The organism is Umezawaea sp. Da 62-37, from assembly GCF_032460545.1.
In the GTDB taxonomy this organism is placed as follows: Bacteria; Actinomycetota; Actinomycetes; order Mycobacteriales; family Pseudonocardiaceae; genus Umezawaea.
Map to the genome: position 1 here is coordinate 7,436,582 of NZ_CP135965.1, position 26,374 is coordinate 7,462,955.

At 69.2% G+C, this 26,374-nt stretch carries 27 protein-coding genes, 2 tRNA genes and 1 pseudogene; 19 read left to right on the forward strand and 11 right to left on the reverse strand.

Annotated features, from left to right (window positions below):
* The first annotated feature begins 70 nt into the window (after positions 1–70).
* The 17 genes from RM788_RS34330 (at position 71) to RM788_RS34410 (ending at position 12,949) form a co-directional block, all read left to right on the forward strand.
* The gene (locus RM788_RS34330) at positions 71–403 is read left to right on the forward strand and encodes an RRQRL motif-containing zinc-binding protein (RefSeq protein ID WP_315922895.1); all 333 of its coding nucleotides are present in this window, start codon (positions 71–73) and stop codon (positions 401–403) included.
* On the forward strand, positions 403–795 hold the full coding sequence (locus RM788_RS34335) for a hypothetical protein (RefSeq protein ID WP_315922897.1): 393 nt from the start codon (positions 403–405) through the stop codon (positions 793–795). Before RM788_RS34330 ends, RM788_RS34335 begins: the two co-directional genes overlap by 1 nt.
* On the forward strand, positions 795–1,049 hold the full coding sequence (locus RM788_RS34340) for a hypothetical protein (RefSeq protein ID WP_315922899.1): 255 nt from the start codon (positions 795–797) through the stop codon (positions 1,047–1,049). Before RM788_RS34335 ends, RM788_RS34340 begins: the two co-directional genes overlap by 1 nt.
* Positions 1,046–1,315: a hypothetical protein gene (locus RM788_RS34345; RefSeq protein ID WP_315922901.1), complete on the forward strand. Its 270-nt coding sequence runs from the start codon at positions 1,046–1,048 to the stop codon at positions 1,313–1,315. Before RM788_RS34340 ends, RM788_RS34345 begins: the two co-directional genes overlap by 4 nt.
* Positions 1,312–2,109 carry a hypothetical protein gene (locus tag RM788_RS34350; protein WP_315922903.1) on the forward strand — a complete coding sequence of 266 codons (798 nt, stop codon included), beginning with the start codon at positions 1,312–1,314 and terminating at the stop codon, positions 2,107–2,109. Before RM788_RS34345 ends, RM788_RS34350 begins: the two co-directional genes overlap by 4 nt.
* A gap of 108 nt (positions 2,110–2,217) precedes the next feature.
* The gene (locus RM788_RS34355; protein ID WP_315922905.1) at positions 2,218–2,580 is read left to right on the forward strand and encodes a TraA-like protein; all 363 of its coding nucleotides are present in this window, start codon (positions 2,218–2,220) and stop codon (positions 2,578–2,580) included.
* 90 nt (positions 2,581–2,670) lie between these two features.
* Positions 2,671–4,677, forward strand: coding sequence for a plasmid transfer protein TraB (gene traB, locus RM788_RS34360; protein WP_315922907.1), 2,007 nt, complete (start codon positions 2,671–2,673; stop codon positions 4,675–4,677).
* 198 nt (positions 4,678–4,875) lie between these two features.
* Positions 4,876–5,355, forward strand: a complete 480-nt coding sequence (locus RM788_RS34365) for a Pycsar system effector family protein (RefSeq protein WP_315922909.1) — start codon at positions 4,876–4,878, stop codon at positions 5,353–5,355.
* A gap of 17 nt (positions 5,356–5,372) precedes the next feature.
* Complete coding sequence (locus RM788_RS34370; RefSeq protein WP_315922911.1) at positions 5,373–5,855, forward strand: hypothetical protein; 483 nt, start codon at positions 5,373–5,375, stop codon at positions 5,853–5,855.
* Positions 5,856–5,901: 46 nt separating this feature from the next.
* On the forward strand, positions 5,902–6,744 hold the full coding sequence (locus tag RM788_RS34375; protein WP_315922913.1) for a hypothetical protein: 843 nt from the start codon (positions 5,902–5,904) through the stop codon (positions 6,742–6,744).
* A 112-nt stretch (positions 6,745–6,856) separates the two neighbouring features.
* Complete coding sequence (locus RM788_RS34380) at positions 6,857–7,492, forward strand: GGDEF domain-containing protein (RefSeq protein ID WP_315922915.1); 636 nt, start codon at positions 6,857–6,859, stop codon at positions 7,490–7,492.
* Between the two features lie 80 nt (positions 7,493–7,572).
* The gene (locus tag RM788_RS34385; protein WP_315922917.1) at positions 7,573–8,538 is read left to right on the forward strand and encodes a bifunctional DNA primase/polymerase; all 966 of its coding nucleotides are present in this window, start codon (positions 7,573–7,575) and stop codon (positions 8,536–8,538) included.
* A complete protein-coding gene (locus tag RM788_RS34390) occupies positions 8,535–8,858 on the forward strand; it encodes a hypothetical protein (protein ID WP_315922919.1) in 324 nt (107 codons plus the stop codon). Before RM788_RS34385 ends, RM788_RS34390 begins: the two co-directional genes overlap by 4 nt.
* 542 nt (positions 8,859–9,400) lie before the next feature.
* Complete coding sequence (locus RM788_RS34395) at positions 9,401–9,571, forward strand: hypothetical protein (protein ID WP_315922921.1); 171 nt, start codon at positions 9,401–9,403, stop codon at positions 9,569–9,571.
* Positions 9,572–9,584: 13 nt separating this feature from the next.
* Positions 9,585–11,117: a YfjI family protein gene (locus RM788_RS34400; protein ID WP_315922923.1), complete on the forward strand. Its 1,533-nt coding sequence runs from the start codon at positions 9,585–9,587 to the stop codon at positions 11,115–11,117.
* 240 nt (positions 11,118–11,357) lie between these two features.
* Entirely contained in the window at positions 11,358–11,708 is a 351-nt protein-coding gene (locus tag RM788_RS34405; protein WP_315922925.1) for an excisionase family DNA-binding protein, read from the forward strand.
* A 170-nt stretch (positions 11,709–11,878) separates the two neighbouring features.
* Positions 11,879–12,949: a tyrosine-type recombinase/integrase gene (locus tag RM788_RS34410; protein ID WP_315934833.1), complete on the forward strand. Its 1,071-nt coding sequence runs from the start codon at positions 11,879–11,881 to the stop codon at positions 12,947–12,949.
* A 91-nt stretch (positions 12,950–13,040) separates the two neighbouring features.
* Here the strand turns inward: RM788_RS34410 and RM788_RS34415 are convergent.
* Positions 13,041–13,114, reverse strand: a tRNA-Gly gene (locus tag RM788_RS34415).
* Positions 13,115–13,174: 60 nt separating this feature from the next.
* Here RM788_RS34415 and RM788_RS34420 point away from each other — a divergent pair.
* Positions 13,175–13,248 (forward strand) — tRNA-Pro (locus RM788_RS34420).
* Positions 13,249–13,364: 116 nt separating this feature from the next.
* On the opposite strand, the gene RM788_RS34425 is transcribed toward RM788_RS34420, so the two are convergent.
* From RM788_RS34425 to RM788_RS34445, 5 genes are read right to left on the reverse strand one after another with little or no spacing between them, the layout of a single operon-like run.
* The gene (locus tag RM788_RS34425) at positions 13,365–16,310 is read right to left on the reverse strand and encodes an alpha-mannosidase (protein ID WP_315922927.1); all 2,946 of its coding nucleotides are present in this window, start codon (positions 16,308–16,310) and stop codon (positions 13,365–13,367) included.
* Positions 16,311–16,313: 3 nt separating this feature from the next.
* Positions 16,314–17,444: a glycoside hydrolase 5 family protein gene (locus RM788_RS34430; protein ID WP_315922929.1), complete on the reverse strand. Its 1,131-nt coding sequence runs from the start codon at positions 17,442–17,444 to the stop codon at positions 16,314–16,316.
* Between the two features lie 11 nt (positions 17,445–17,455).
* Positions 17,456–18,262, reverse strand: coding sequence for a carbohydrate ABC transporter permease (locus RM788_RS34435; RefSeq protein ID WP_315922931.1), 807 nt, complete (start codon positions 18,260–18,262; stop codon positions 17,456–17,458).
* Complete coding sequence (locus RM788_RS34440; protein WP_315922933.1) at positions 18,259–19,149, reverse strand: carbohydrate ABC transporter permease; 891 nt, start codon at positions 19,147–19,149, stop codon at positions 18,259–18,261. Before RM788_RS34440 ends, RM788_RS34435 begins: the two co-directional genes overlap by 4 nt.
* Entirely contained in the window at positions 19,128–20,402 is a 1,275-nt protein-coding gene (locus tag RM788_RS34445) for an ABC transporter substrate-binding protein (RefSeq protein WP_315922935.1), read from the reverse strand. Before RM788_RS34445 ends, RM788_RS34440 begins: the two co-directional genes overlap by 22 nt.
* Positions 20,403–20,499: 97 nt before the next feature.
* Between RM788_RS34445 and RM788_RS34450 the strand changes: the two genes are divergently transcribed.
* Positions 20,500–21,519: a LacI family DNA-binding transcriptional regulator gene (locus tag RM788_RS34450; RefSeq protein WP_315922937.1), complete on the forward strand. Its 1,020-nt coding sequence runs from the start codon at positions 20,500–20,502 to the stop codon at positions 21,517–21,519.
* Positions 21,520–21,604: 85 nt separating this feature from the next.
* Here RM788_RS34450 and RM788_RS34455 read toward each other — a convergent pair whose 3' ends face one another.
* The 5 genes and pseudogenes from RM788_RS34455 to RM788_RS34475 form a co-directional block, all read right to left on the reverse strand.
* Positions 21,605–22,402 (reverse strand): alpha/beta fold hydrolase, encoded by a 798-nt coding sequence (locus tag RM788_RS34455; protein WP_315922939.1) that lies wholly within the window; start codon positions 22,400–22,402, stop codon positions 21,605–21,607.
* A 10-nt stretch (positions 22,403–22,412) separates the two neighbouring features.
* Positions 22,413–23,630, reverse strand: a complete 1,218-nt coding sequence (locus tag RM788_RS34460) for a threonine synthase (protein WP_315922941.1) — start codon at positions 23,628–23,630, stop codon at positions 22,413–22,415.
* A gap of 193 nt (positions 23,631–23,823) precedes the next feature.
* Entirely contained in the window at positions 23,824–24,480 is a 657-nt protein-coding gene (locus tag RM788_RS34465) for a LysR family transcriptional regulator substrate-binding protein (protein ID WP_245887206.1), read from the reverse strand.
* Positions 24,481–24,558: 78 nt separating this feature from the next.
* Positions 24,559–24,729 (reverse strand): annotated as a pseudogene (locus RM788_RS34470) (LysR family transcriptional regulator); the annotation flags it as partial.
* A gap of 911 nt (positions 24,730–25,640) precedes the next feature.
* Positions 25,641–26,207, reverse strand: coding sequence for a hypothetical protein (locus RM788_RS34475; RefSeq protein WP_315922943.1), 567 nt, complete (start codon positions 26,205–26,207; stop codon positions 25,641–25,643).
* Between the last annotated feature and the right edge of the window lie 167 nt (positions 26,208–26,374).

Genomic DNA, 26,374 nt, shown 5'->3' on the forward strand with positions numbered 1-26,374 from the left:
CGGCCGCGCTCGTGTCGATGCGGTGCAGTTGTGGGACGGCCGTCAGGTGTTGGCCCGTCGTGAGGACGGATTGCCCACCTTCGGTTTCCACGGCGCCCCCGCGGGGTTGGCGACCAGGCGGCAGTTGCGGGCGGTCGGTTTGCGGCCGGGTGGTCATGGCCCGGTGGCGCAGATCAAGTGGAAGCGCGGGCGCCGGTGGGCGGCGCTCTACCGGCTGGACCTGGCCGCTCCGGTGCGCCCGATGACCGCGAGGCGGTGGGCGGCGCATGAGGCCGCGATGCGGGCTCGCCGGTTCTGCCGCGGCCACCAGGGCTACGTCGACCACTACGTCCGTGGCCCGCTCAAGCAGTGCAGCACGTGTTTTTCCTGTGACACCAACGAGTTCGAGAGGAGCGCTTACTGATGTTCACCACCAGGACCGTGGTCGTCGTGGTCTGCGGCGCCTGCGGGAACAACGCCCGCAACGACGAGGGGGGCGAGTTGTGGTTCGACGACGAGTCGGCCGCTACCGCCTACCTCAAGGAAAGTGAGTCGGAGGACGGCGACTACGTCGGGGCCTGGGTCGTACGGCCGGACGGGACGTTGGTCTGCGGCTGGTGCGTGCGGAAGGCGCGGTGCGAGCGCGACGGGCACCAGTGGATGCCCGGCTTGCGTGGCCACTACTGCCGCACCAACGAGCCCGGTCACGAGGTCGACGAGCGGGGTTTCTGCACGCGGCAGACGCGGATGTGCCGCTGCTGCTGGGTGTTCGACGTGGTCGCGGTGTCGGAGATGACCGATCAGGGGGTGGCGTGATGGCCCAGTACCTGACCGACGAGAACTTCGACTACAGCGGAGGTCGTGGCCGCGCCCGTCAGGTGATCGCGGAGACGTGGACCGCCGAACAGCACCGCATGCAGGCACGGCGTCTGCTGGTGGGGTCCAGCCTCGAATCGGGGGGCGAGTTCCGCTCGGTGTTCGACCGAGACGCGGAGAACCGGTTGGCCGCGGCCCAGGTGCACGCCCTGCTGGCGCTGTCGCTGGTCGATCCCTTCGAGGAGACGTCATGAGCCGGGTGATCAGGGTGGCGCTGCTGCCCTTCGTGTTGGCGTGGTCGCTGCTGCGCCTGCTGTTCTGGCCTGCGCTGGTCCTGGTGGTCGCGGGAATCCTGATTCCGGACGGGTCCGCATGGTTCCAGGTCGTACTGGCCGGACTGGTGGTGTACCTGCTGGGCGCGCTCACGGCTTTCCGGGCCGCGGCCCGCGGCATGTTCCGGTCGCTGGACCGCGGCACCGTGCACATCGATGACCAGCGTTCGAGGAAGGGGAAGTGGTGAGCGGCAAGCTGAGCATCCGCAAGCTGGGGTTGTTCGCGGTGATGTCCGGTGCTCTCGGGTTGACCGTGGGTGGTGAGGTCAAGGCGGTCGAGCCGTTGTTGGGTCAGTGGATGTCGGTGGTGCTGGCGTTGGTGTTCGCGCTGTCGACCCTGTTGGCGTTGCACGAGGTGGCCGTGGCGCAGAGCCGGACGGCCAAGGTGTGGGCGTGGATGGTGTTGGTGCTGGCCGGTGGTATGGAGTTGGGGCTCAACACCTGGCATGCCCTGTTGGTAGGGAACCTGCCCGCCCCGGCCGCGGTCGCGGTCGGTGCCGGACCGGTGGTACTGGCCGGGCTGCTGTCGCACCTGTTGACCCTGTCGGTCTCCGAGCAGCACGCCCCCGCACCGGTACCGGCTGTACCGGTCGCGGTGTCGGTACCCCAGACGGTGACGCAGGTACCGGCCCCTCGTGTCGAGCCGGTGCGGCCGACCCGCACCGCCGTCGCCGAACCGGCCGAACCGGTACGTCCGGCCGCCCTGCGTACCGGTACCCCCACCCCAGCCCGTAAGGCGGTGACGGCCGGTACCCGTACCGCGCCGAAGTCGCCGCGTCCGGATGACGAGTTGCTCGCGATCCTGTCCTACCCCGAACTGGTCGCCCGCGACGAGGACGGGATGGTGCCGGTACGTCGGGCCGCCCGTGAACTCGGGTGCGGGGTGGACCGGGCCCGGAAGTTGCTGGGGCTGGCCGGACTGCTTGCCGGTAGCGAGGGCGAGTCGCCCGTACCGGTGCTGTCGCTGGTCGACGCGGTCTGACCGTCCAGGGTGCGACACCCGCCCGCGTTCGTGGGTGTCGACGCCCGGTCGGTCCGAAAGCTCGACCGTCAAACACCTCCCTTCACTCGTCCGGAAAGGACATCCGACATGGGCCAGATGCAGGCGTTCGGTGAACCCGAGTTCTTCTCCACCAGCCAGATCCGTGACTACTGCGGCAACGCCCGTGCGGTGCTCAAGCCGATGCACCACGAGCTGCTCGTGAGCGCGGAGGAGTTGCAGGCCGCGCTGCGCTACGTCAAGTCGGTAGACCCGAAGTTCTTCGGCGCCGACTCGATCGTGCGGGCCCGCCTGGTGGCCCGCCACGTGCACAACGCCGCGGACGGGTTGCTGGTGGCCCAAACCTCGATGATCAAGGCCTACCTGTCCTTCCGCAAGCACTACGTGGTGGAACTGGACCAGGCCAAGGAGAAAGCCAAGGCGAAGGGGCGGGCGTTCAAGTTCGACGCCTAACACCACCCCCGGCCCCGTACCGACCCGCTGTACCGGTGAGACGTCCCCTGCTGGGTGACCGCGAGCAGTACACACGAGAGGAGAGCTGGAATGGGCAAGCGCAACGGAGGCCACGCGGTCACCGAGCACGACCACAACAAGGAGTTCGGCTACTACGTCCCGCGCACGTACTGGAAGTCCCGCGTCGCGCCGTACGCGGGGGAGTGGGCGGCGGCCGGAGTGATCTGGGCGGCCGGTGCGGGTACGCACCTGCTGTGCGCGGACTCCGAGATGCTGCCGTGGGTCACCCCCGGTCTGACGCTGCTCGGTACGGGGCTGTCGGCGTTGGCGTGGAAGGCCGGTGCCGCGCGCGGGATGCTGACCCGCCTGCACGCCACCGCCACCACCGCGTTGGGCGGGTTGTGGATGACCACGTGTTCGATCGTGGCGCCGTGGTCGTCGCCGTTGTCGGGGATCTACCTCTACGGCGGTGCGGCGGTGGCGTTGTCGTGGAACATCCGGCGGATGCTCAACAGCGGCGGCGACAACGGGGAGTCCGGTACGGGCAGCCTGTTCGACAAGATCAAGCTTGCGGGGGTGCGTACCGGTCCGGCGGTGGTCACGCCGAACAAGGTCACCGTGCCGTTGGCGCTCCCGGCGGGTGAGGTGTCCATCGAGGACGTGCAGGCCAAGGCGGACAAGGTCGCGCAGGTGCTCGGGCTGCACAAGGGATCCGTGCGGATCGTGGGGGACCCGGACAACCTGAGCAAGGGCGTGATGGCGATCGTGCCCCAAGATGTGCTGCGCCACCCGCAGCCGTGGCCCGGCCCGTCCTCGCCCGGCGGGTCGATCACCGACGCGCTGGTGCCCGGCCTCTACGAGGACAACGAGCCGCAGCGGATCTACCTGCCCGGTGACAAGAAGATCCAGCGCAACGCCACCCACTACGTAGTGGTGGGCATGAACGGGTCCGGCAAGTCCCACGGCGCCAAGCTCACGTGGACCGAGATCCTGACCCGCCGTGACGCTGCGTTGGTGGTGCTGGACCCGTCCAAGGGTGAGCAGACCGTGGGTTTCCTCGGTAAGGGCGCGCACGTGGTGATCGGCCAGAAGCCCTGCAAGGACTTCATGTCGCGGGTGGTCGGCACGGTCACCGAGCGGGCCAACCAGTTGGGCAAGTGGGGTTACGACCAGTGGACGCCGGAGGTGTTCACCAAGCACGGCATGCCCTACCTGGTGGTGTGGGTAGAGGAAGCCCCCCGCGTGTTGGAGGACGCCTCGACCGTGACCCGCATCGCCCAAGAGGCGCGGTCGGCGGGGATCTCGGTGGTGTTGTCGTTGCAGAAGGCCAGCTTCCGGCAGATGAACACCGACATTCGATCGCAGCTCGGTGGGGTGTGGTGCTTCGGGGTCAACGAGATCGATGACGCCGCCTTCGTGATGTCGGAGGACACGATCGCTGCCGGGGCGCGACCGGACCGGTGGAAGAACCGTCGTCCGGGCTGCAACTACCTGGAAGGCCCCGGCATGGACGAGACCCGGTTCGCGGTGCCGGGCCGCACGTTCGACGTCACCGACGCGCAGATGTCCGACGAGATCACCGCGCACGAGCACATCCGGCCCGGTCTGGGCGAGGTGACCGCCACCGCGTTGGGCTTGCCCGAACGCCCCGGCCCGGCCACCACGACCACGAAGGGAGCCGCCGTGACCACCAGCACCGACCAGTCGGTGACCACGGTCGCCGACCACAGCGACCTCGACTCCATCCCGCTGTCCGACCAGGACGACGAGTTGGCGCCGCTGCCCGAGGTCCACGAGCCCGACCTCGACGTCGACCCGGACATGGAACTGCCCGAGGATCCGGACATGGAGTTGCCCGGTGGGCGCCCGACCCGCAAGCAGGCCTTGGAGATGGTGTGGAGTGCCATCACCGAACTGACCGCACAGGGGGCCACCACGATCACCGTGCGGGACCTGCCGGACCCCGCGCAGTTGGGCCGGTCCCGGTCGTGGCTGTCGGGGGTGCTGGGCGGGTTCGCCCGTGACGGCCGTCTGGTCGAGGACGGGACGGACGGGTCCGCGACCCGCTACACCCTCCCGGTGCGTAACGCAGCGTGAACGTGGGCGGGTGTGCGTGACGTCTGACGTCACCTGACGCCTGACGTACTCACACCCACCCCCAATGCGTGCGCGCATGCGGGCGCGCGCGAACCGCCTTTCATAACACCGTTCTGACTTTGGCTGACGTCCCGTCGGCCCGACCTTCCACGCCCATCTGACGCTACGCACAGTAACCATCGAGAGGAGTTGGGAGCCGTGGAGTTCACCGCGATCCCCACCGACCAGCACACCGCCGACGTCCTCACCGACGAGATCACCGGAGTCCGCGACGAGCTGCGCAAGGCCGACACCAAGGCCTTCGGACTGCTCGCCCTGTTCGGCGCCACCCTGGCCGGGGTCCTCGCCCTGACCCGCACCGACGTCTCCACCGCCGCCGTGGTCCTGCTCTACCTGGCCGCGGTGCCGATCGGCACCGCGCTGGTGGCGCTGCTGCTCACGGTGCGACCGAACCTGGCCGGTACCAACGGGTTCCTGCGATGGGCTGCCTATCACCGCGAGCCGACCACGGTCGTGGCCGACATCGCCGACGCCACCGTCCACCTGCCCCACGCCCTGGCCGAAGAACTGGTCCACCTGTCCGTGCTCGCGGTCACCAAATACCAGCGCATCCGCCACGCGGTGCACCTGCTGCTGCTCGGACTCGCCCTGCTGGGCCTGGCCGTCCCCGTCGCCTGACCCCGGAAGGACACGACATGGCTTCCACCCGCACCGCACCCCCGACCCCGGAACAGCAGACAGCAGCCATCGCGCTGGACGTCATCTCCCACCACGAGGCCGCGCACGCCGTGGCAGCGCTGCGACTGAGCGGCCAGGTACTCAAGATCCGCTTGTGGCAGAAGCGCCCGAACCGGTGGGAGGGCCTGGTCACCATGCGGTTCCGCGACGACGCCGACGGCAACCGGGCCGCCGCCACCGCGCTGCTGGTGGGCGTGCCCACCGAACTGCGGTGGATGCACCTGCACCGGATCAACCAAGCCGCCCTCCCGCATGACGTGTGGGCCAGCGGCGGCCCCGACCGCGACGAAGCGCGGGACAGCCTGACCCGCATCCCCCGCCGCGACCGGCCCACCTTCCGCGAGATCGAACGCGAGGCCGTGGTGCTGGTCGACCGGTGCTGGGACCGCATCGAGCACCTGGCCGCCCGCCTGGCCGCATCCCACCAGCTACAGCCCTGACGACACCTCGCCCACGTACCACTGTCCACACAGGAGGAAAAGCACCGTGAACCGCCACGACGAGCACACCCAGAGCAGGTTGGGCGACGCGTTCGCCGCCCTGAGCAAGGCCACCACCAAGGACAGCCTGCGGTCGGCGCACCCCACCCTGCTGGCCACCTGCTCCGCCTACTTCGCCGAGATCGTCCGGAACCTGCACGCGGTGGTCGGCAACACCACGACCGCCGCCCGGCGGATGAACGCCGACACCGACGACGTGACCGTCGCGGAGGCCTACGACGGCACCCGCGCCGCCTGCGTCACCGCGGGCCGTATCGCCCGACACCTGCACACCATGCTGATCGACCTGCACACCCTGGCCTGGGCTGCCCGCGACAGCGCAGCCCGCAAGCGCGCGGCCACCAGCGGGATGGACATCCGCGACCTGTTGGAAACCGCTCAGTGGGGCCTCGCAGGTGGAGCCCGGCACGTCACCACCGACCCGCTCACCCTGGCGTGGACCGTGGAAGCCCTGATGACGGTCGCCGACCGGGTGGCGTCCCTGCTGTCGGCCACCGCGGCGGCGGCTCAACGTCTGGCCGACGAGGCCACGACCCCGGCGGAGACCACCGCCTACCGCGAGGTGCACAACAAGGCCGCCTCCGCCGCGCAGGCCGCGGTCCGGTTACACCGCACCCTGTCCACCGCCGCCACCCGCGCCGGAGACGCCCGAGCACGGGCGGTGCGCAAGTGCCCGGAGTGCGGGGAGCCCGCGTTGTCGAAGACCCCGCAGGACCTCACCCCGTCCCAGCGGCGGGGCAAGCACAGGCCCGCGTGGTCGCACCGCGACGGCACCCAGCTCTGCCCGGTCGTCGGCCGGGACGGCTACGAGCCCGCCCAACCCGCCTGAGCGGGTGTTCGACCCGAGGTGTTGCGGGGCGGCGACGCCTGCAAGCACTCCGCCCCGCAACGGCTCCCCACACAACCACCCACGCGACGTGACCGGTTCGAAAGGGAACACCATGACTACCACCAGCGCCGTGCTGATGGCCACCACCCTGGGGTGGACCGCCAGCGCCGGATACGCCCTGCACCTGTTCAAGCGCCTGCACACCGACCCGCTCACCGGACTGGGCAACCGCGCCATCCTGGAGATCATCGCCCACCGCGCCGCCCACTCCCGCCGCGGTGGCTCGGTCGGGTTGCTGCTGCTGGACCTCGACCGGTTCAAAGCCGTCAACGACACCCACGGCCACGCCGTCGGCAACCACGTCCTGCGCGTGCTCGGTGCTCGTCTGGCCGCCACCCGACGGCATGGCGAGTTCCCGATCCGGCTGCACGGCGACGAGTTCGCCCTCTGGCTCGGGCACCTTCCCCACGGCGCCCGCGGACGACAGCTCGCGGCCCGGCGGGCGGAGCAGATCCAGCGGGTGCTGGCCGAACCGATCACCGTCGCCGGAACCCGCCTGACCATCGCGGCCAGCATCGGCGCGCACCTGCTGCCCGCGGCCGGGTTGCCGTTGCCCGCGCTGCTGGCCGGGGCCGACGCCGCCATGTACAGCGCGAAACGCGGCGGACGCCTGTCCACCCTGCCCACCACCGGCCGCCTGCGCGACCACCAGGCCCACGACGACACCTCCGAGCGCGAGAGCGCCTGAACCTCCGCGGCGGGGCGGGTGAGCACACACCCCGCCCCGCCGCGGCCACCACCGTGCTGCTCGATCGCGAAGGACACCCGATGAGCACCTCAACAAACCCGTATCTCGCCGCCGCGCTCGACGCCGCGGCGCAGGGCTTCCACGTCTTCCCGCTGCGGCCCGGCACCAAGCAGCCCGCCCTGCACAGCAAAGAGCGGTGCCCGAGGGCCGGGGTCTGCGCGGCCGGGCACCTCGGGTGGGAGCAGCGCGCCACCACCGACCCCGAGGTGATCACCCGCTGCTGGACCGCTGGGGCGTTCAACGTCGGTATCGCCACCGGCCGCAGCGGGCACGTGGTGGTCGATCTGGACACCCGCAAGTCACGCACCGACCACCCACCACAGCGCTGGAGCCGGGAGGGGGTTGTCGACGGTCACGACGTGTTCGCCGCGTTCTGCTCCGAACTGGGGCACCAGGTGCCCACCGGCACCCGCACCGTCCGCACCGCCCGTAAAGGCACGCACCTCTACTTCACCGCCCCGGCCGGGGTCGAGCTGCGCAACACCGAAAAGCAGCTCGGGTGGAAGGTCGACAGCCGCGCGGGTGGCGGTTACGTCGTCGCGCCCGGATCGGTCACCCCGGACGGCCCGTATCGGCTCACCGACTCGAGTCCTGTGCTCGAACTGCCTACCTGGTTGGTCCAGCCCCTGTCTCCCAAGCCGCGACCGACGTTCTCAGCGCCCGTTGTGGTGGCCGTAGAACGGTTGCCCGGCTACGTCGACGCGGCACTGCGAGGTGAACGGGACAGGGTCGCCACGGCCGTGTCAGGGGAGCACGACCGCACGCTGTTCGTGGCCGCGGTGGCACTGGGACAACTCGTCGGCGGCGGAATGCTCCCCTCGGCTACAGCAGAGTTCGAACTGTTCACCGCCGCGGCCCACATGGTCACCGACCGCGGATGCGACTGCACCGAAGTCAAGGTGCTCCGCACCATCGGCCGCGGCCTGGCATACGGGGAGCAGCGCCCGCGTTCGGCACCCACCGGTAGCCGGGGACGTGCGGCGTGAGCGCCTATACCGACCCTCGGACCCCGCTGGTGGCGTTGTCGGGCGGACCCAAGCGAGGCCGGTGGTTTTTCTACCGCGATTGGTTGGAACTGCGTGAATCCACCCGCCGGATGCGCTACCCGCTCGACCATCCCGCGGGTGTCCCGCGCTGCTACCTGCCCACAGAGGAACTCGCCACCAACCCCGACCTCGCCATCACCGCCAAGTACGGCGCCGCCCGCACCTGGCGGTGGATCGAACCCGCCCAATGGGGCCGGTGGGGCCGCGAATACCTCGCCCCCGAAGAGCTCGACGACCACGACAGGAGGACAGCAGCGTGACCAACCCCCTCCGGCCCGCGTCGGACGCGTCGTCTTCCGCCACGGCGTACTTCAACGGACGACAAGGATGCGCGTGGTGCTCACAGCCGATCCCCCTGACCGCGCGGCGGGATGCGGTGTGCTGCTCGGTGCGCTGCCGCCAGGCGCGTCACCGGTTCACCCGAACCGTAGGTCGCCGTCGATCCGTCGATCCTGGCCACGCGCTACGGCTCGCCTACGCTGACCCGCCCTACCCCGGCAACGCGCACCTCTACCGCGGACACCCCGACTACGCGGGCGAAGTCGACCACGCCGCACTCATCGCCCGCTTGGCCGCATACGACGGGTGGGCCTTGTCCACCTCCGCGCATGCGCTGCCCGCCGTGTTGGCCTTGTGTCCGCCAGGTTCCCGAGTCGCCGCCTGGCACAAGGGAGAACGGCCCACCGCAAGCTGGGCGCCGCTCAACGCCTGGGAACCGGTGATCTACCACGGCGGCCGACCCATCGACCCGGCCAGTAATCGGGAACGTCGAGTCGACTCGCTCATCCACGGCATCTCGCCCATGACCACACTGCCTACCCGCGTCATCGGCACCAAACCCGCCGCGTTCTGCCGGTGGATCTTCGATCTCCTGGGCGCCGCTCCCGGTGACGACCTCGACGACCTCTTTCCCGGCTCGGGTGTCATCACCCGAGCGTGGACCGCGTTCGCCGCCACCACCAACACGGCCTGAACAGGACACCGCCATGACCACCGCACGACCGCTGCACGCCGTCCCCGACGACCCGCCGACCACGGCGCCGGACTGGGACGCGCCGATGCCACTGGGCACCAGCCGACCCGTCCCCCCGTTCCCGGTCGATGCCCTACCCGACTGGATGGCCGCTCACGTCGCCGCGGTTGCCGACCTCACCCAAACCCCGCCCGACCTGGCCGGATTCCTCGCGCTGGCCGCGCTGTCCACCGCGGCGGGTGGTCGGGTGCGGGTCGAGATCCGGCCGGGCTGGTCGGAGCCGGTCAACCTCTACTCCGTCGTGGTCCTGCCGCCCGCATCCCGCAAGTCCGCTGTATTCAAGGCCATGACCCGACCCATTCGCGCGGTCGAAAAGGAGTTGGTGGAACAAGCGAAAATTGACATCGAGGCCGCCCGGATCGGGCGACGTGCAGCGCAGGAGTTCGCCGACCGCGCGGAAAAGGCCGTGCTATCGGCCGATGGCGCCGACCGTGACGCCGCGCTGGAAGCCGCGGTGAACGCCGCCATGCAGGTCGACAAGAACGCCCCACCCAAATCCCCGCGGCTCATCGCCGACGACGCCACGCCGGAATCGGTCGCGACCCTGCTGGCCGACCACGGCGGCCGAATCGCCGTGCTGTCGGCGGAAGGCGGGTTGTTCGGGACGCTGGCGGGCCGCTACTCCGGAGCGCCTAACCTCGACGTGTTCCTCAAAGGACACGCCGGGGACCTGCACCTGGTGGACCGGCAGGGACGGGAAGCCACTGCGGTTGAGGAACCCGCCATCACCCTGGGCCTGACCATTCAGCCCTCGGTACTGGACGGGTTGGCGCGCAACGAATCCTTCCGCGGCACCGGACTGCTGGCCCGGATCATGTACTCCCTGCCGATCAACACCGTCGGCAACCGGATCTCCCGACCCGTCGCACCCGACCCCGACATCAGCGACGCTTACGACCTGCGTGTTCGGTCCCTGGTGCGGGAACTCGCAGACTGGACCGACCCCGCCGTCCTCGTGTTCACCCCGGCCGCCGACGACCTCATGGCTGACCTGCAAGACGAGATCGAGCCGCGGCTGCACCCGGTCACCGGCTCCTGGGCGCATCTCGGGGACTGGGGCGGCAAACAAGCCGGGCTTACCGCTCGTATCGCCGCCCTGCTCCACCTCGCCCACAACCCCACCAGTTGGGCCGGGGCCATCACCACCGACATCTTCACCGCGGCCCGCCGCATCACCGACTACGCCGCTCAGCACGCCCTCGCCGCGTTCGACCGCATGGGCAGCGACCCCGTCATTGACGCCGCCCAGACCATCCTCGCCTGGGTCGAACGCACCCGACCTACCTCGTTCACTGTCCGGGAACTGTTCACCGCGATGAACCGCGCCCACTTCAAGAAGGTTGCAGACCTCGCCCCCGCGCTCGAACTGCTCGAACTGCATGGCCACCTCCGGCAGGCGCCCATGCCCGAACGCCGCGGCCCCGGCCGCAAGCCGTCACCGACGTTCTACGTCCACCCCACCCACCGGGCGGAGGACCAGCGGTGACCCTCCGCAGAATCCGCACAATCCGCAGAATTCGCCAAACAGCATTGTTACCGCAGGTCAGAAGTGGTTCGGCTCGAACACCGTTGATCTCCGCAGAACCTCCGCAGAACCTCCGCAGAATCCCCAGGGCCACGTTCCCAGGGCTGCGGCCGGTCCTCGCCGTCGTCACGTTCTGCCGGACGGCCCACATCCCCGCCTGAATTCTGCGGAGGTTTTGCGGAGGTTCTGCGGAGTTTGCCCATGATCACCAACACCTGCCCTGACCTGCCCAAACGGACCGATCATTGGATTCTGCGGATTCTGCGGATTCTGCGGAGGCCCAAGGGCAGTTCTCGCGCGCCCACCAAGCACACCGTTGAGGGAGTCACCGTGCCCGAACAGCCCACGATCCCGCCCACCGAGAGGTACCTCTCCGTTAAGGAGGTCGCCGCGATCCTCGGCACCACCGAGCGCTTCCCTCGCAGGTTGATCGAAGAACGCCGCATCGAGTTCGTCCACGTCGGCAAGCACGTGCGGATCGCCTGGAGCGTCCTGAACGCGTACATCACGTCCCAAACGGTGCCAGCGAGGCCAGCAAGGAGGGCAGCCTAGTGGGGGGCAATAACAAGGGGAGGAAGCGACGGTTCGGGGCTGTCCGAAAGCTGCCGTCCGGACGCTTTCAGGCGAGGTACCCAGGACCCGACGGACAGTTTCGGCCCGCTGAACAGACTTTCCCGACACAGACTGCTGCCGAAGACTTTCTTGACGATCTCCAAGTGGACATGAAGCGGGGCGACTGGGTCGACCCGGATGCGGGGAAGGTCAAGCTCGTCGACTACGCGGAAAAGTGGGTCAAGGAAAGGGACCTGGGGGATAGGACTCGGGAGTTGTACTCCGGGTACCTGAAGAACCATGTCGGTCCCCACCTGGGAGATCTGACACTCATTGAGATCTCGGCACCTCGGGTTCGTACGTGGCGAATGGATCTGATCGACGCTGGCACCGGGGCATCGACCGTGGCGAAGTCCTATAGGTTCCTGCGAACCGTGCTGAACACCGCCGTCGATGACGAGCTGATCCGGAAGAACCCGTGTCGTATCAAGGGGGCAGGCCAGGAAAAGGCCGCCGAGAGGCCGCACGCTTCACTGGCGGAGGTCTTCAGGATCGCTGCGAAGATCCAGGGCCGCTACCGACTACTGGTGCTCTTGGCCGCGTTCGCTCAACTGCGGTTCGGTGAACTGGTCGCGCTGCGCCGAAGTGACCTCACGCTCCCACTGCTGAGGACACCGACCAAGGAGGAGATCGACGCCGGAGCCGACCCTGACGAGCTGATCGACGACGGAACGCCGGTAGTCCGCGTGGATCGCGCGCTTGCCCAGCTCGACAGCGGAGAACAGAAGTTGAAAGCTCCGAAGTCCGACGCTGGGCGGCGCACGGTGGCACTGCCTGCCGCGATTCTGCCGGTGCTGCGCCAACACCTGGCCACCCCTGGATTCACCGACGCAGGACCGAACGGGAGGCTGTTTCGCGGCGCGAAGGGAGCCACGCCCCGACGGAACAACTTCAATGGCACCTGGAAGGCCGCGGTGCGCAAGGCTGAGGCCAACCCCGAACTGCATCTACACGATCTCCGCCACGCGGGTGCCACGTTGACGGCTCAGACGGGGGCGACGCTCAAAGAGATCATGTCCAGGATCGGGCACTCCAGTACGCGGGCGGCGATGGTCTACCAGCACGCGACCAGCAAGCGTGATCAGGAGATCGCTGTCGCCCTGAACGCCTTGATCAGCGCGGCCATGACGGAGGCTGAAGCGGGCACGGGCGAGGCGGATGGGGACGACTCGACGGACTGATCTGGCACGAATCTGGCACGGCGGGGCTCAAGCCTGCCCAAAGCAAAAGCCCAGGTCCACAGCAGACACTGTGTGACCTGGGCTTTTGCTTTGGAGCGGGTGACCGGGATCGAACCGGCATGACCAGCTTGGAAGGCTGGGGCTCTACCATTGAGCTACACCCGCATCGCGCTCTGGGGGAGGGCGCGGAAACAGCTTAGCGTGTCGCGCTAAGCTACAGGGGACCGGGGCGTGGCGCAGCTTGGTAGCGCACCCGCTTTGGGAGCGGGGGGTCGCAGGTTCAAATCCTGTCGCCCCGACGGTTGCCCCTGACCAGCCATGACGGTGGTCAGGGGCTTTTTTGTGCAGGCCGACCGAGTGGCCTGCGGTGCGCATCCCCCGCCGATCGGGGTGGGGGACGCGCGACCACGAAGGGCTAGTGCGTCGATTCACCGCCGGGCCGGGTGAATCGCAGGGTGAGCACCTGGAAGGGGCGCAGCTCCAGGTCGGCCGAGGAGTCGGCCAGGGGGCGTTCGAGCAGGTCGGTTTCGATGACGGCCTGACTCGGGAACGAGGTGCGCAGCGTCGTGCGGGCTCGGCCGCCGAGGGATTCGTAGAGCCGGACGACGACGTCGCCCGATCGGTCGTCGGCGAGCTTGACGGCCTCGATCACCACCGCCGGGTTGTCGACGGACACCAGTGGCTCCACCTCGCGCGCACCCCGCACGACGCGCTGGGGGAGGTTGATCCGGTACCCGGCCGCGACCGCCTCGGCGATACCTGCGCCGATGACGAGGGCGTGGCGGAAGCGGTGCGTGCCCTGGTCCGTGTGCGGGTCGGGGAAGCGGGGAGCGCGGAGCAGGGAGAGGCGGACCGTTGTCGTGGTGCCGCCGTCGTCACGGGTCGTGCGGGTCACGTCGTGGCCGTAGGTGGAGTCGTTGGCCAGCGCCACGCCGTAGCCGGGCTCGCCGACATGCAGCCAGCGGTGCGCGCAGATCTCGAACTTGGCCGCCTCCCAGGAGGTGTTCACGTGGATGGGCCGGTGCAGGTGCCCGAACTGGGTCTCCGCCGTCGACACCTCGGCCCGCACGTCCAGCGGGAACGCGAGCTTGAGCAGCTTCTCGACCTCCTGCCAGTCGACCTCGGTGTCGATGTCCAACTGCCTCGCGCCCTCGGCCAGCCGCAACGTCTGGGTGATCGTCGACTTGCCGAACGAGCGCCGCACCAGCAGTCCGTCCGGCAGCGCGGTCACCTCACCGTCGACCAGGTCGACGCGGTTGTTGCGGTAGAAGGGATCGATGTCCCAGGCGTCCCACTGGTTCGGCGTGTCGGCGTGCACCTGCGGCAGGTTGCCGACGGCGCCGGGCGGCAGGATCTCCCGTCGTGCCGCGATGTCGTACACCGAGGTCAGCAGGCCGCTGGGGGACACGGTGATCCGCACCAGGCCGTTGTCCAGCACGCCGTCGACCGGCGCGACCGAGGCCGCGACCGGCACCCTGCGCGCGGTCGCCGACACGGCGTCGAACACCAGGTCGTTCGTGCCTTCGCCGGCCAACGCCGCCACGGAACCGTCGATGATCCCGCCTAGTTCACCAGCAACCCGTGCGTAGGTCGCCTCGGCCTCGCGGTGCACCCAGGCGATCGAGCTGCCGGGCAGGATGTCGTGGAACTGGTGCAGCAGCACGGTTTTCCACAACCGGTCCAACGCCTCGTACGGGTAGTCGACGCCGGTGTCCAAAAAAGCCGCCGTCGCCCACAACTCCGCCTCGCGCAGCAGGTGCTCGCTGCGCCGGTTGCCCTGCTTGGTGCGCGCCTGCGTGGTGTAGGTGGCGCGGTGCTTCTCCAGGTACAGCTCACCCGCCCACACCGGCGCGTTCGGGTACTCGTCCTGCGCCCCCTGGAAGAACGCGGCGGGCGTCTCGATCGTCACGGTCGGCGAACCCTCCAGGTCCGCCACGCGCTTGGCCGTCTCCAGCATCTCCCGCGTCGGCCCGCCACCGCCGTCGCCGTACCCGAACGGCACCAGCGACCGGGTCGCGACGGCGTGCTCGGCGAACTGCCTGCTTGCACGGGCCAGTTCCTCGCCGGACAGCGAGGAGTTGTAGGTGTCCACGGGTGGGAAGTGGGTGAACACCCGGCTGCCGTCGATGCCCTCCCACCAGAACGTGGAGTGCGGGAACTTGTTGATCTGGTTCCAGGACAGCTTCTGCGTCAGGAACCACTTGGACCCCGACAGCTTGATCAGCTGCGGGAGCGCCGCGCTGTAGCCGAACGAGTCCGGCAGCCACACCTCCTCGGTCTCGACGCCGAACTCGTCGAGGAAGAACCGCTTGCCGTGCACCAGTTGCCGGGCCATCGCCTCGCCGCCGGGCATGTTCGTGTCCGACTCGACCCACATGCCGCCGACCGGGATGAACTGGCCCGCGGCGACCTTCGTGGCGATCCGCTCGAACACCGCCGGGTGGTGCTCCTTCATCCACGCGTACTGCTGCGCCTGCGAGCAGGCGAAGACGAACTCCGGGTAGTCGTCCATCAGCGCGGTGACGTTGCTGAACGTCCGCGCGCACTTGCGCACGGTCTCCCGCAACGGCCACAGCCACGCGGAGTCGATGTGCGCGTGCCCGACCGCGGACACCCGGTGCGCGCTCGCGTTCGCCCGCCGCGACAGCACCTCCGCCAGCGCTGACCTCGCCGAAGCGGCACTGCCCGCCACGTCCTGGGTGTCCAGCAGGTCCAGGGAGCGGTCGATGGCGTGCAGGATCCGGTGCCGCCGCGGCTCGTGCTGGGGCAGCTCCTTCATCAGTCCCTGCAACACCTGCAGCTCCGTGATCAGGTGCCACACCTCGGGTTCGAACACCGCGAGGTCGGCGCGCAGGATCCGGTAGAGCGGTTCGGTGCCCGCGGTCTCCTTGTCCCCCAACGGGGTCGGCGCGAACGGCTCGAAGTCCAGGATCGTCGGGTTGCCCGCGGCCTCCAGGTAGTACAGGACCGCCGGACCCGACACCGGCAGATGGGTGTTGCGCGGCTCGATGCCCTTCACCGGCTCACCGGAGGCGTTGTACGCCAACCCCTCCGCCTGGAAACCGGGGCCGGGGTGGGTGAACCCGAGGTCCACCACGACCTCGACCTGCCTGCCCTCCCACTCCGTCGGCACCTCCGCGGCCAGCCGGAACCAGCTGGTGCTCCACGGCGGCCCCCACGCGTCGCCGACGCCGGCGGGTTCGTAGCCCGCGGCCAGCGCCTCGGCCACCGGCACGGGTTCGCCGGGCGCGTGCCACACCGACAGCTCGACCGGCGTGGAGTCGCCGTAGAGCGCGGGCCGGATCCGTTCCCGCAGGGTCCGGTTCAGCCGCTCTTCCAGTAGCGCGCGTTCGTCGTGCACCCGTTACCCCACTTCGATCGAAGCTCGCACGCCGTCGCGGGCGAGGCCCATCCACTCGTCGAAGAAGGCGCCACCGGGCCCCCACGACGAACGCTCCCCAGTCAATTTCACCGACGTCATCCGCGCCACCGGGGACGGCGGGGTGTCCCGCGCCGCCGCCACGATCCGCGCCACGGTCTCGCCGAGCGGCTTCACCTTCCGCCCGGTCGTCAGCAGCCCCAGCTCGTACTCGCGTTCGGGGAAGTCGACCAGCGCGCGGTCCACGTCGTGCGAGCACCACCACGTGACGCCCCACAGGTTCGTGCACGTCAGCACGTTCGCCAACGTCCGTTCGGCGAACTCCGGCGCCTGTTCGGCGCTGATCTCCGGCTGCGCCGCCCCGATCTCCTGGAGCCACACCGGCCGGTCGGGCGCGCCCCACGCCTTCGCCAGTTCCACCAGGTACTCGGCGTGGTGCAGGCTCTCCGCGCTCAACGGCCCGTAGCGCTGCGCGGTCCCGTTGAACACCCACGAGTGCACGGTCATCATCGCGCCCTTGCGCGCGGCGTGCACGGGCAGGAAAGGATGGTCGTCCTCGTACCAGACGGCGTCGTACTCCGAGTGCACGTGCGGCTGGTCCGGCGCGACCGCGGCGCACACGAGCAGCAGTTCGTCCAGCCACGCGGCGGCCTCGTCGGAGGTGAGCGGGTTCGACTCGGCCAGCAGGTTGGTCTCGTTGCCCAGCGTCAGGCCGAGGAAGTTCGGCCTGTCCCGCAACGCCTCCAGCAGCGTCCGCAGGTAGAACGCCTGCCCGGCGACGACGTCCGGGTCGGTGAACACGTTGCGGCGGTGCCAGGTCTGCACCCACGACGGGTAGAAGTCGAAGCTCGACAGGTGGCCCTGCAACGCGTCCACCTGCACGTCGAGGCCGAACTCCGCGGCGGCGTCGACCATCGACACCAGTTGCTCCACCGCCTTCGGCCGCACGAGTCCGCGGTTGGGCTGGAACACCGGCCACAGCGGGAACACCCGCACGTGGTCCAAGCCGAGGCCCGCGATGGAGGCGAAGTCCGCCCGCACGGCGTCGAGGTCGAAGTCCAGCCAGTGGTGGAACCAGCCGTCGGACGGGGTGTAGTTGACACCGAATCGCAGCAAGGCGTTCCTCCCTAGCCCTTGATGGCACCTTCGCCGACCCCGCGGAAGAAGTGCTTCTGCAGGCTGATGAACAGCACGATCAGCGGTGCGACGGCGATGATCGTGCCCGCCGCGACCAGCCGCTGGTTCTGGAAGAACGTGCCCTGGAGGTAGGCCAGCCCGATGGTCAGCGTGTACTTGTCCGGGTCGCTGAGCACCACCAGCGGCCACAGGAAGTCGTCCCAGCTGAACATGAACGAGAACAGCGCGACCACCAGGATCGTGCCGCGCGCCGACGGCACCGCGATCCGGACGAACCGCTGCCACGCGTTCGCGCCGTCGATGACCGCGGCCTCCTCCACCTCCGGTTGCAGGGCGAGGAAGGCGTTGCGCATCAGCAGGACGTTCAGCGCGGCAATGGCGCCGGGCAGCACCACGCCGGTCAGCGTGTTGGTCAGCCCGAACGACCGCATGACCAGGAACAGCGAGATGAGGATGACCTCGAACGGCACCAGGATGCCCGAGGCGAACACCAGCGCGGCCAACCTTCGACCGCGGAACTTGAGGCGTGCCAACGCGTAGCCGGCCATCGACGCGCCGACGCAGTTGGCGACCACGTTGATCACGGCCACGAACAGCGAGTTCAGCACGAACGTCCACACCGGGACGGCGTCGGCCACGCCCGCGTAGTTGGCCAGAGTCGGTTGGGAGGGCACGAAGTCCGGCGCGTACACGTCCTCGCCCGCGCCCTTGAGCGAGGTCGACAGCTGCCACAGGAACGGGCCGATGGTGATCGCCAGCACGAACAGCAGCAGCGCGTACCTGCCGATCCGCCTCACAGCGCCTCCTCCCGCCGGTTGAGCCGCAACGTGACCAGCAGCAGCCCCAGCGTGATCACGAACAACACCAGGCTCAACGCCGACGCGTAGCCGACGTTGCCGGTCAGGCCCGTGCCGGTCTGCTGGATCAGCATCACCAGCGACGTGTCCGCGCCGCCGGGCCCGCCGGATCCGCCGGAAAGCAGGTAGATCTCCGAGAACACCCGGAACCCGTTCACCGCCGACAGCGCGGCCACCAGCACCATCGTCGGCCGCAGCGCGGGAACCGTGACGGCGAAGAACCTCCTGACCGGTCCGGCGCCGTCGACCTGGGCGGCCTCGTGCAGGTCGCCCGGCACGTTCCCGAGCGCGGCCAGGTAGATGATCATGTAGTAGCCGAGGCCCTTCCAGACCGTCACGAGCATCGCGCTGAACAGCAGCAGCCACTCGTCGGTCAGGAACGGCACCGGCCTGCTCACCCAGCCCAGGGCGCGCAGGACGTTGTTGACCAGGCCCTGGCTGTCGAGCAGCCACGTCCAGATCAGCCCGACGACCACCGCCGAGGCGATCACCGGGGTGAAGAACGCGGTGCGGAAGAACGTGATGCCGGGCAGCTTCTTCCGCACCAGCAACGCGATCAGCAGCGGCAGCACCACCAGCGGCGGCACGATGCACACCAGGTACAGCGAGCTGTTGCGCAGCGCCACCCAGAACTTCGGGTCGTCCAGCATCCGCCGGAAGTTCGCGAGTCCGGTGAACTGCCCGCCGCCGAGCGCGGTGGCGTTCGTGAACGCCAGCACGATCATGTTCACGAACGGCACCAGGCTGAACGTGACGACGACGGCCAGTCCCGGCAGCAGGAACAGCCACGGCGTGTACCAGCGGCTCACCCGAGCAGGCGATCGCATTCGGCGACCGTGTCGTCGAGCGCCTGCTGCGCGGACTTCTTGCCCAGCATCGCGTCCGCGAGGTTCTGCCGCAGCGAGTCCTGCATCTGCTGGCTGAACTGCACCGGCGTGTAGTTGATCGAGTCGCCGAGCTGCTTGGCCGCGGCCACCCGCACCCTGGCCTCGTCGGTCCCGTCCTCGGTGGTGAAGTACGGGTCCTCCATCCCGTCCCGGCTGCTGGGGAAGATCGTCGCGACCTTGGAGAACGCCAGCTGGTTCGCCGCGTTCGTCACGAACCGGCCGAACGCCAGCGCGGTCGGCTTGTTCTTGCTGGAGGTCGGCACCGAGACGCCGTGCACGAACATGTTGGCCTTGCCGGTGTTGGTGATCGGCTTGGTGATGCCGATGTTCGCGTACAACGACGGCGCGTCGGTCTTGAACTTGCCGAGGTCGTAGGCCGAGCCGGGGGTCAGGGCGGTCTGCTGCGCCATGAACTTCGCCCCGGACCCGGTGTAGTTCTGGGTCAGCGCCTCCGCGACCAGCCCGCCCGCGTCGTACATCCGCTTGTACATGTCGACCAGTTCGACGCCCTTGGCGGAGTTGAACGTGAACTTCGTGCCGTCGGCGTTCATCATCTCGACGCCGTAGAGCCCGAAGTCCGCGATGGACGGTGTCTGGCCGAGCATCGCGACCTGGCGGTCGGTCTTCTGGGCCATGGTCAGCGCGGCCGCCTCGAGTTCGGCGAACGTCGTCGGAGGACTGTCCGGATTCAACCCGGCCTGCTGGAACAGCGCTTTGTTGTAGAAAACAGGACCGGTGTTCAGGTACCACGGAAAACCGTACGTACCGGCTTTACCCGGAATGGCGTAAGCGGCCCACGCGTTGTCGAGGTAGTCCTTCTTGGCATCGGCCGCCGCCTCGTCCAGGTTCACGAGCTGGCCCGCCTTGGCGAGCGGAAAGCTGAGATCCGGCGGCACGTTGATCACGTCCGGAAGGGACCCGGCGGAGGCGTCGGCCAGTACCTTGGTCAGGTAGCCGTCGGCGGGCTGGTCGATCCACTTGACCATCGTCCCGGCGTGTTCCTGCTGGAAGGCGGCTATGACACCCTCGACGTACTGCGTGTACTTGGGTTTGAGCGCCCACGTCTGGAAGGTGATCTCGCCCTTGACCTCGCCTGCGACCGCACCTCCCTGCTCGTTCGTGCCGGACAGCCCGCAGCCCGCCAGGGTCGCCGCCGCCAGACCGATCAGGAATACCCGCCGAGTAGTCCGCATGACCGCACCTCCGTGTTCTCCGGACCGTAGCTAAACCGGTATAGCTGGAGCTACCCTCAATCGATTCACTTGTCTACTTCCGGACAGGTTGGTGAGCGTGAAACGTCCGACCATCCGCGACATCGCGCTCCGCGCGGGCGTCTCGAAAGGCGCGGTCTCGCTCGCGCTCAACGGCAGGCCGGGCGTGTCCGACGCGACCCGGCGGCGCATCCTCGCCGTGGCCGAGGAGCTGGCGTGGCGGCCGAACAGCGCGGCCCGCGCCCTGTCGGCGGCCCGTGCGGACTCGGTCGGCCTGGTGCTCGCCCGACCCGCCCGCACACTCGGCGTCGAGTCGTTCTTCTTCCAGCTGATCTCCGGCCTCCAGGCCGAGCTGTCGACCAGGTCCGTCGCCCTGATGTTCCAGGTCGTCGAGGACCAGGACGCCGAGATCGAGGTCTACCGGCGCTGGTGCTCCGAACAGCGGGTGGACGGCGTGTTCCTGGTCGACCTGCGGGTGGACGACCGGCGGATCGCGCTCGTCGAGGAGCTGCGGCTGCCCGCCGTCGTCATCGGCGGGCCCGGCCACCACGGCGGGCTGGCCAGCGTGTGGGCCGACGACGCCAAGGCGATGGTGTCGATCATCGAGCACCTCGGCTCGCTGGGGCACCGGCGGATCGCGCGGGTCGCGGGCCTGCCCGGACTGCTGCACACCGAGCGCCGCACGACCGCGTTCCACGAGGCCGCGAGCGCGTGGGGGATCACGGCCGCGGAGTGCGTGGCGACCGACTACACCGACGAGCAGGGGGCGAGCGCCACCCGCGAGCTGCTGTCCGGGCCCACGCCGCCGACCGCGATCGTCTACGACAACGACGTGATGGCGGTGGCGGGCGCGGGGGTCGCGGCCGAGCTGGGGGTGGCGGTGCCCGACGGGGTGTCGCTGGTGGCGTGGGACGACTCGCCGCTGTGCAGGCTGATCCACCCGCCGCTCACCGCGTTGGCGCGGGACACGTTCGCCTTCGGCGGGCGCGCGGCGACGGCGCTGCTGACCGTGCTGGACGGCGGGCCGCCCGCCGACGTCGAGGACCAAGTGCCGGTGTTGGTCCCGAGGGGCAGCACCGGCCCGCCGCGTGGTGCCTGAGTGACGGACTCGGGGTGTCTGGAGGTTCGACACGGGGTGTCTGGGGGTTCGACTCGCGGGGGTTAGGGGGTTCGACTCGCGGGGGTTAGGGGAGGTCGTCGAGGAATTGGGTGAGGAGGGTGGCTAGGGCTTCGGGGTTTTCCTCCTGGGGTGCGTGGCCGACGTTGTCGATCAGTTGCACCTCGCCGCGCCACAGCGTCGGGATGTCCAGTCCTCGCAGGTAGTCCAGCGAGACGAGCTGCTCGCCGCGGCCGTGCAGCACGGCCAGTGGTTTCTCCAGGCCCGCCACGATCGCGGCCTCGTCGGCGATGGAGCCGGAGCCGATGGCGTTGCCGATGCCCTCCCGCGCGGCGGGGTCGGTGGCCAGGATGTCGGCGACGAAACCGTGCAGCGGCAACGCCGAACCGGGTGCGACGAAGCTCCCGGCGTACGCCGCGGCGTCCTCCTCCGAGACCTCGCCGGTGAAGCCGACGGCCATCGCGGGGTTCGGCAGGAACGCCGAGGGCACCGCGGCCGGGTTGGGCAGGGGCGGTGTGCCGAAGACGACGAAACCCGCGGCGTCGGGCAGGCGCGGCTCGGCCTCGATGACGATGTGCCCGCCGAGGCTCCAGCCGACGAACACCGCGTCGAGGGCGTCCGACACCTCGGCGAACCCGGAGACGGCGGCGGTGAACGTCGCCATCGAGTAGCCGCCGTCCGGCGTCTGCGACCCGCCGTGACCAGGAAGGTCCGGCGCGAGGCAGCGGAACCGCTTGCCGAACGGCCCGTCCAGCAGCGGTTGCCACGTCCTGGACGACGACGAGTTCCCGTGCACCAGCACGACCGGTCTCCCCGTGCCCGTGCTCTGCCGGTGGGCGATCTCCAGCCCGTTGACGGCGACCATCGTCTTCTCCTTATCGCGGCAGGCTGTCGCCGATGTCGAGGGTGGGCACCTTGACGCCCACCGTGTCCGGGTACTTGATGCCGGCGCCGGTGTTGAGGACGACCACTTCCTCGCCCTCGCCGAGCCAGCCCTCCTTGCGCAGCAGGCGGACCGCCGCGAACGCCGCCGCGCCCTCGGGGCACACGAACGCCCCTTCGAGCCGGGCGCACAGCTCCTGCGCCGCCAGCAGAGCCTCGTCGTCGACGGCGATGGCCGTGCCACCGGTGTCGTACAACGCGTCCAGGATGAGGAAGTCGCCCAGCGCCTTGGGCACGTTGATGCCGAAGGCGATCGTCGTCGCGTCCGGCCACGGCTCCGCGGTCCGCTCGCCCGCCTCGAACGCCTTGACGATCGGCGCGCACCCGGTGGCCTGCACGGCGACCAGCCGCGGCATCTTCCCGGTGATCCAGCCGAGCTCGACCATCTCCCGCAGCGCCTTGTGGATGCCGATCAGCCCGACACCGCCGCCGGTCGGGTAGAGGATCACGTCCGGGCACCGCCAGCCGAGCTGCTCGGCGATCTCGTAGCCCATCGTCTTCTTGCCCTCGATGCGGTAGGGCTCCTTCAACGTCGAAGTGTCGAACAGCCCACCGTCCGAAGTGGACACCAGCTCGGCGATCATCTTCCCGGCGTCGCCGATCAGCCCGCGCACGAGGTACAGGTCCGCGCCGCTGACCGCGCACTCGGCGCGGGTGATCTCCGGGGCGTCCACCGGCATCGCGATCACGCTGCGCAGCCCGGCGCGCGCCGCGTACAGCGCCCACGCCGCGCCCGCGTTGCCGTTGGTCGGCATGGCGATCCCGGTCGCGCCCAGTTCCGCCGCGCGGGACACGCCGACGGCCGCGCCGCGGGCCTTGAACGACCCGGTCGGCACCAGCCCCTCGTCCTTCATCAGCAGACCGGGGACGCCGAGCGCCTCGCCGAGCCGGGGGAGCGGTAGCAGGGGCGTCATGCCCTCACCGAGGGTGACCACGTGCCGGGGATCCCGCACCGGGAGCACCTCGTGGTAGCGCCACAGCGTCGGTGGCCGCCCGGCCAGGTCGGCGGGGGTGACGGACGCGCGCACGGCGTCGAGGTCGTAGCGCGCCAGCAGCGGTGAACCGCACTCGCACAGGTTCGCGAGCACGTCCGCGTCGTAGCGCCGACCGCAGCGGGCGCAGTCCAGGTGCGTCAACCGGCTGAACGTCATGACCGCCAGCCAACCACGGATCACGTGGGTCGGTCGTCCGACCGGAGTCGGTCGGGCCGTGTCCCAAGTGGTGGAAAGCGCTCGGTCCACGGCGGAATTCGCACGCGGCGGACCGGCGGGGGCGCGGTCGGCACCCCGTCGGAACCGTTCTTGAGCGCTTTCGCGCCCGAAGGCCCAAGAACGGTCCCGCAATTCAGGCCGGGGTGGCCACCTGTTCGCTGACGACCTGGGCCGCCGCGGAGACCAGTGCGGTCACCGAGGGGTTGCCCGAGTTGTCCTGGCGCCACGCGAACTGCGTGTACACCCGGAACGGCGGGACCCAGGGCAGTCTGCGCAACCTGCCGTCGGCCAGCTCCGCGGCGACCGTGACCTCGGGGACCAGCGAGATCCCGAGGCCGGAGGCGACCGCGCGCTTGGCGGCGTCGATCGAGTCGAGCGCCAGCACCGGCGACCTCGACTCGGTGTCGTGCAGTCCCAGCGCCTGTTCGAACTGCTCGTAGTAGCTGGCGCCGTTCTCGGCCCTGACCAGCGTGCTGCCGCGCAGTTCGTCCTCGGTTATCACCGACCGCCTGGTGAGGGCGTGCGTCGGCCCGCTGACCATGACCAGCGGCTCGGGGCAGAGCACCGTCGACTCCAACCCCTCACGGGGCTCGATCGGGCCGATGAAGAACGCGCAGTCGAGGCGTCCTTCCCGGACCGACGACAGGTTCGACTGCGTGTTCCTCGAGTGCAGCGATATCTGGACGCTCGGATAGCGCCAGCACATGTACTCGATGAGTGGTAACAGCCGGTAGTCGGTCAGACTCTGTGCGCTGCCGATGACCAGCTTGCCGTGAGGCTCGCCGTTCATCGTGATGGCTTTTCTCGCCTTGTCGGTAAGGGTGATGATGTTGCGCGCGAAGGGCAGTAGCTCAACGCCCGCGGACGTCATCTGGATGCCACGGGGAAGTCGTCGGAACAACGACACCCCGAGGGTCTCCTCGAGCGCCTTGATACGGGTAGTGATCGTGGGCTGCGAGCAATTCAGAGTGGCGGCGGCCTTCGTGAAACTTCCCGTTTGAACCACAGTTGTGAACGCCAAAAGCTGACGCGTCTCCATGGAGCTCCCCAACGGTGCGTAAAAGAGTGATCCACGAACGCCGGGGTAGGACGGCGTCGTGGTGTCCGGTGCGTTGGTGGTGGTCGACCTGGCTGCGGGTAGGTGTGCAGTCAGATCGGTTGAACCGTCAACATCGCCGGGCGACCGTGCTGGGTACCGGAGGGAACAGGTAGAGCCATGTCGGAACCAGGCCTGCTCCGCGCCGGGAGACGCGGGTGGTGCCTGAGGACAACGGGCGGCGGTCGGTCGGGGGCAGCGGCGGAATGGATCTCATCGGGTCATCGACACCTTGTCTGGTAGGTGGTTGAAAAGCTCGATGACATTGTCTCGCTCGTTTCTTGCGTCCCGTTACCGGTTGCGTCCGTTTCTGGTTCCCCCCAGAACGTCCGGCAACTTTCTTTGGGTGAGCAAGGTGGTCCCAGGCTCGCGCGTCACGCTACCTGAACTGCACACGAATGGACTACGGCGAGTGGAGTCATCTCAACAAGTGAAAGTTTTCGGTGAGGCACTACTCCGGTTGGCCTCTATTCACTCGTTGTGCGTAACCCCCCTTGGTTCTCGTTGCGGTCGGTGAGTTCCGACTGCGGCACTCGTGTTACGACGGCAACCTTAGGTAACCGATGCGTCGGTTGTATGGCTTCGCAGAGTCATCAAGTGAGATTGCCACTCGAATGGCCTAATGTGCTGCTGAACCGGCTAGAGCCGAATAGACCGGGCGGCCGCACCCGTGCCGCCGCTCGTACGCGCCGCCATCAGGAAAGACGTTCCACGGGCTGCCTCGCCCGCCTCGCCGGGCGCCGGATGTCCCTCCTGGTGGCCCGACGCCTCGTTCGGGCGCCGCGGACCACCGTCCGACGCCGCGCGTGACCGGACGGTTCCTCCGCGTCGCGAGCCGGGCCGTCGGACGTCCGTCAGTGGTGGTCCTCGGTCCGCGCGAACACGCACCCGTCCACGCCCGCGGGCTCCTGCTCGGCGTCGGTGCCCGCGACCGGCCTGCACCACAGGTGCCGCAGTCCCAGCTCGCCGGTGCCCAGCTCCTCGGACGTGAGCGCGAAGCCGTCGCCGAAGCCGAAGTCCGGGTTCTCGGTCAGCGTCCCGTCGGCCAGGCCGCGCTTCCAGGACTCCTGCAGCGCCCGGACGCCGTCCGGCTTGAACAGCACGAGGCCGACCTTGCTGAACGGCGGCACGGAGCAGGTCGCCCACTCGGCGACGAACGGCTCGTACAGCCTCGCGCGGTCGGCGCCGAGGTAGGAGGCGAACTCGGGCATGGTGGCGGCCTTGGCGTCGGCGCACTGGCCGCTGGCGGCCCGCGTCCACCGCACGACCTCGTCCAACGTGGTGAACGGGCCCGCGGGGTAGATGGTGGTCGAGGTGGCCGGGTGGTGGCCCGCGTGCGGATCGGCGAGGGGATCGGTGGACGCGCACGCCGCCAGCAGGAGCAGTCCGGTGAACGCCGCGGTGATCGCGCGCAGTGCCATCCGCCACCTCGCATTGGTCTAGACCCCTCACAGTAAGGGCTGGAGGCGCGACCGGGTAGGGGGCCAGTTCACCCCCGGCGGCCCGGCCGACCGGGCGACTCGCCTAGACTCGACCGGAATCCCGGCACCTGTCGTGGTGCTCCGGGGTGTTCCGCACGTCATGTTCG

What these genes read in the sequence shown, in the direction of transcription:
- RM788_RS34335 (WP_315922897.1), top strand. Translation starts at nt 403, where the DNA reads ATGTTCACCACCAGGACCGTGGTCGTCGTGGTCTGCGGCGCCTGCGGG.
- RM788_RS34340 (WP_315922899.1), top strand. Translation starts at nt 795, where the DNA reads ATGGCCCAGTACCTGACCGACGAGAACTTCGACTACAGCGGAGGTCGT.
- RM788_RS34345 (WP_315922901.1), top strand. Translation starts at nt 1,046, where the DNA reads ATGAGCCGGGTGATCAGGGTGGCGCTGCTGCCCTTCGTGTTGGCGTGG.
- RM788_RS34355 (WP_315922905.1), top strand. Translation starts at nt 2,218, where the DNA reads ATGGGCCAGATGCAGGCGTTCGGTGAACCCGAGTTCTTCTCCACCAGC.
- traB (WP_315922907.1), top strand. Translation starts at nt 2,671, where the DNA reads ATGGGCAAGCGCAACGGAGGCCACGCGGTCACCGAGCACGACCACAAC.
- RM788_RS34370 (WP_315922911.1), top strand. Translation starts at nt 5,373, where the DNA reads ATGGCTTCCACCCGCACCGCACCCCCGACCCCGGAACAGCAGACAGCA.
- RM788_RS34380 (WP_315922915.1), top strand. Translation starts at nt 6,857, where the DNA reads ATGACTACCACCAGCGCCGTGCTGATGGCCACCACCCTGGGGTGGACC.
- RM788_RS34385 (WP_315922917.1), top strand. Translation starts at nt 7,573, where the DNA reads ATGAGCACCTCAACAAACCCGTATCTCGCCGCCGCGCTCGACGCCGCG.
- RM788_RS34395 (WP_315922921.1), top strand. Translation starts at nt 9,401, where the DNA reads ATGACCACACTGCCTACCCGCGTCATCGGCACCAAACCCGCCGCGTTC.
- RM788_RS34400 (WP_315922923.1), top strand. Translation starts at nt 9,585, where the DNA reads ATGACCACCGCACGACCGCTGCACGCCGTCCCCGACGACCCGCCGACC.
- RM788_RS34405 (WP_315922925.1), top strand. Translation starts at nt 11,358, where the DNA reads ATGATCACCAACACCTGCCCTGACCTGCCCAAACGGACCGATCATTGG.
- RM788_RS34410 (WP_315934833.1), top strand. Translation starts at nt 11,879, where the DNA reads ATGAAGCGGGGCGACTGGGTCGACCCGGATGCGGGGAAGGTCAAGCTC.
- RM788_RS34440 (WP_315922933.1), bottom strand. Translation starts at nt 19,149, where the DNA reads ATGCGATCGCCTGCTCGGGTGAGCCGCTGGTACACGCCGTGGCTGTTC.
- RM788_RS34445 (WP_315922935.1), bottom strand. Translation starts at nt 20,402, where the DNA reads ATGCGGACTACTCGGCGGGTATTCCTGATCGGTCTGGCGGCGGCGACC.
- RM788_RS34455 (WP_315922939.1), bottom strand. Translation starts at nt 22,402, where the DNA reads ATGGTCGCCGTCAACGGGCTGGAGATCGCCCACCGGCAGAGCACGGGC.
- RM788_RS34460 (WP_315922941.1), bottom strand. Translation starts at nt 23,630, where the DNA reads ATGACGTTCAGCCGGTTGACGCACCTGGACTGCGCCCGCTGCGGTCGG.
- RM788_RS34465 (WP_245887206.1), bottom strand. Translation starts at nt 24,480, where the DNA reads ATGAACGGCGAGCCTCACGGCAAGCTGGTCATCGGCAGCGCACAGAGT.
- RM788_RS34475 (WP_315922943.1), bottom strand. Translation starts at nt 26,207, where the DNA reads ATGGCACTGCGCGCGATCACCGCGGCGTTCACCGGACTGCTCCTGCTG.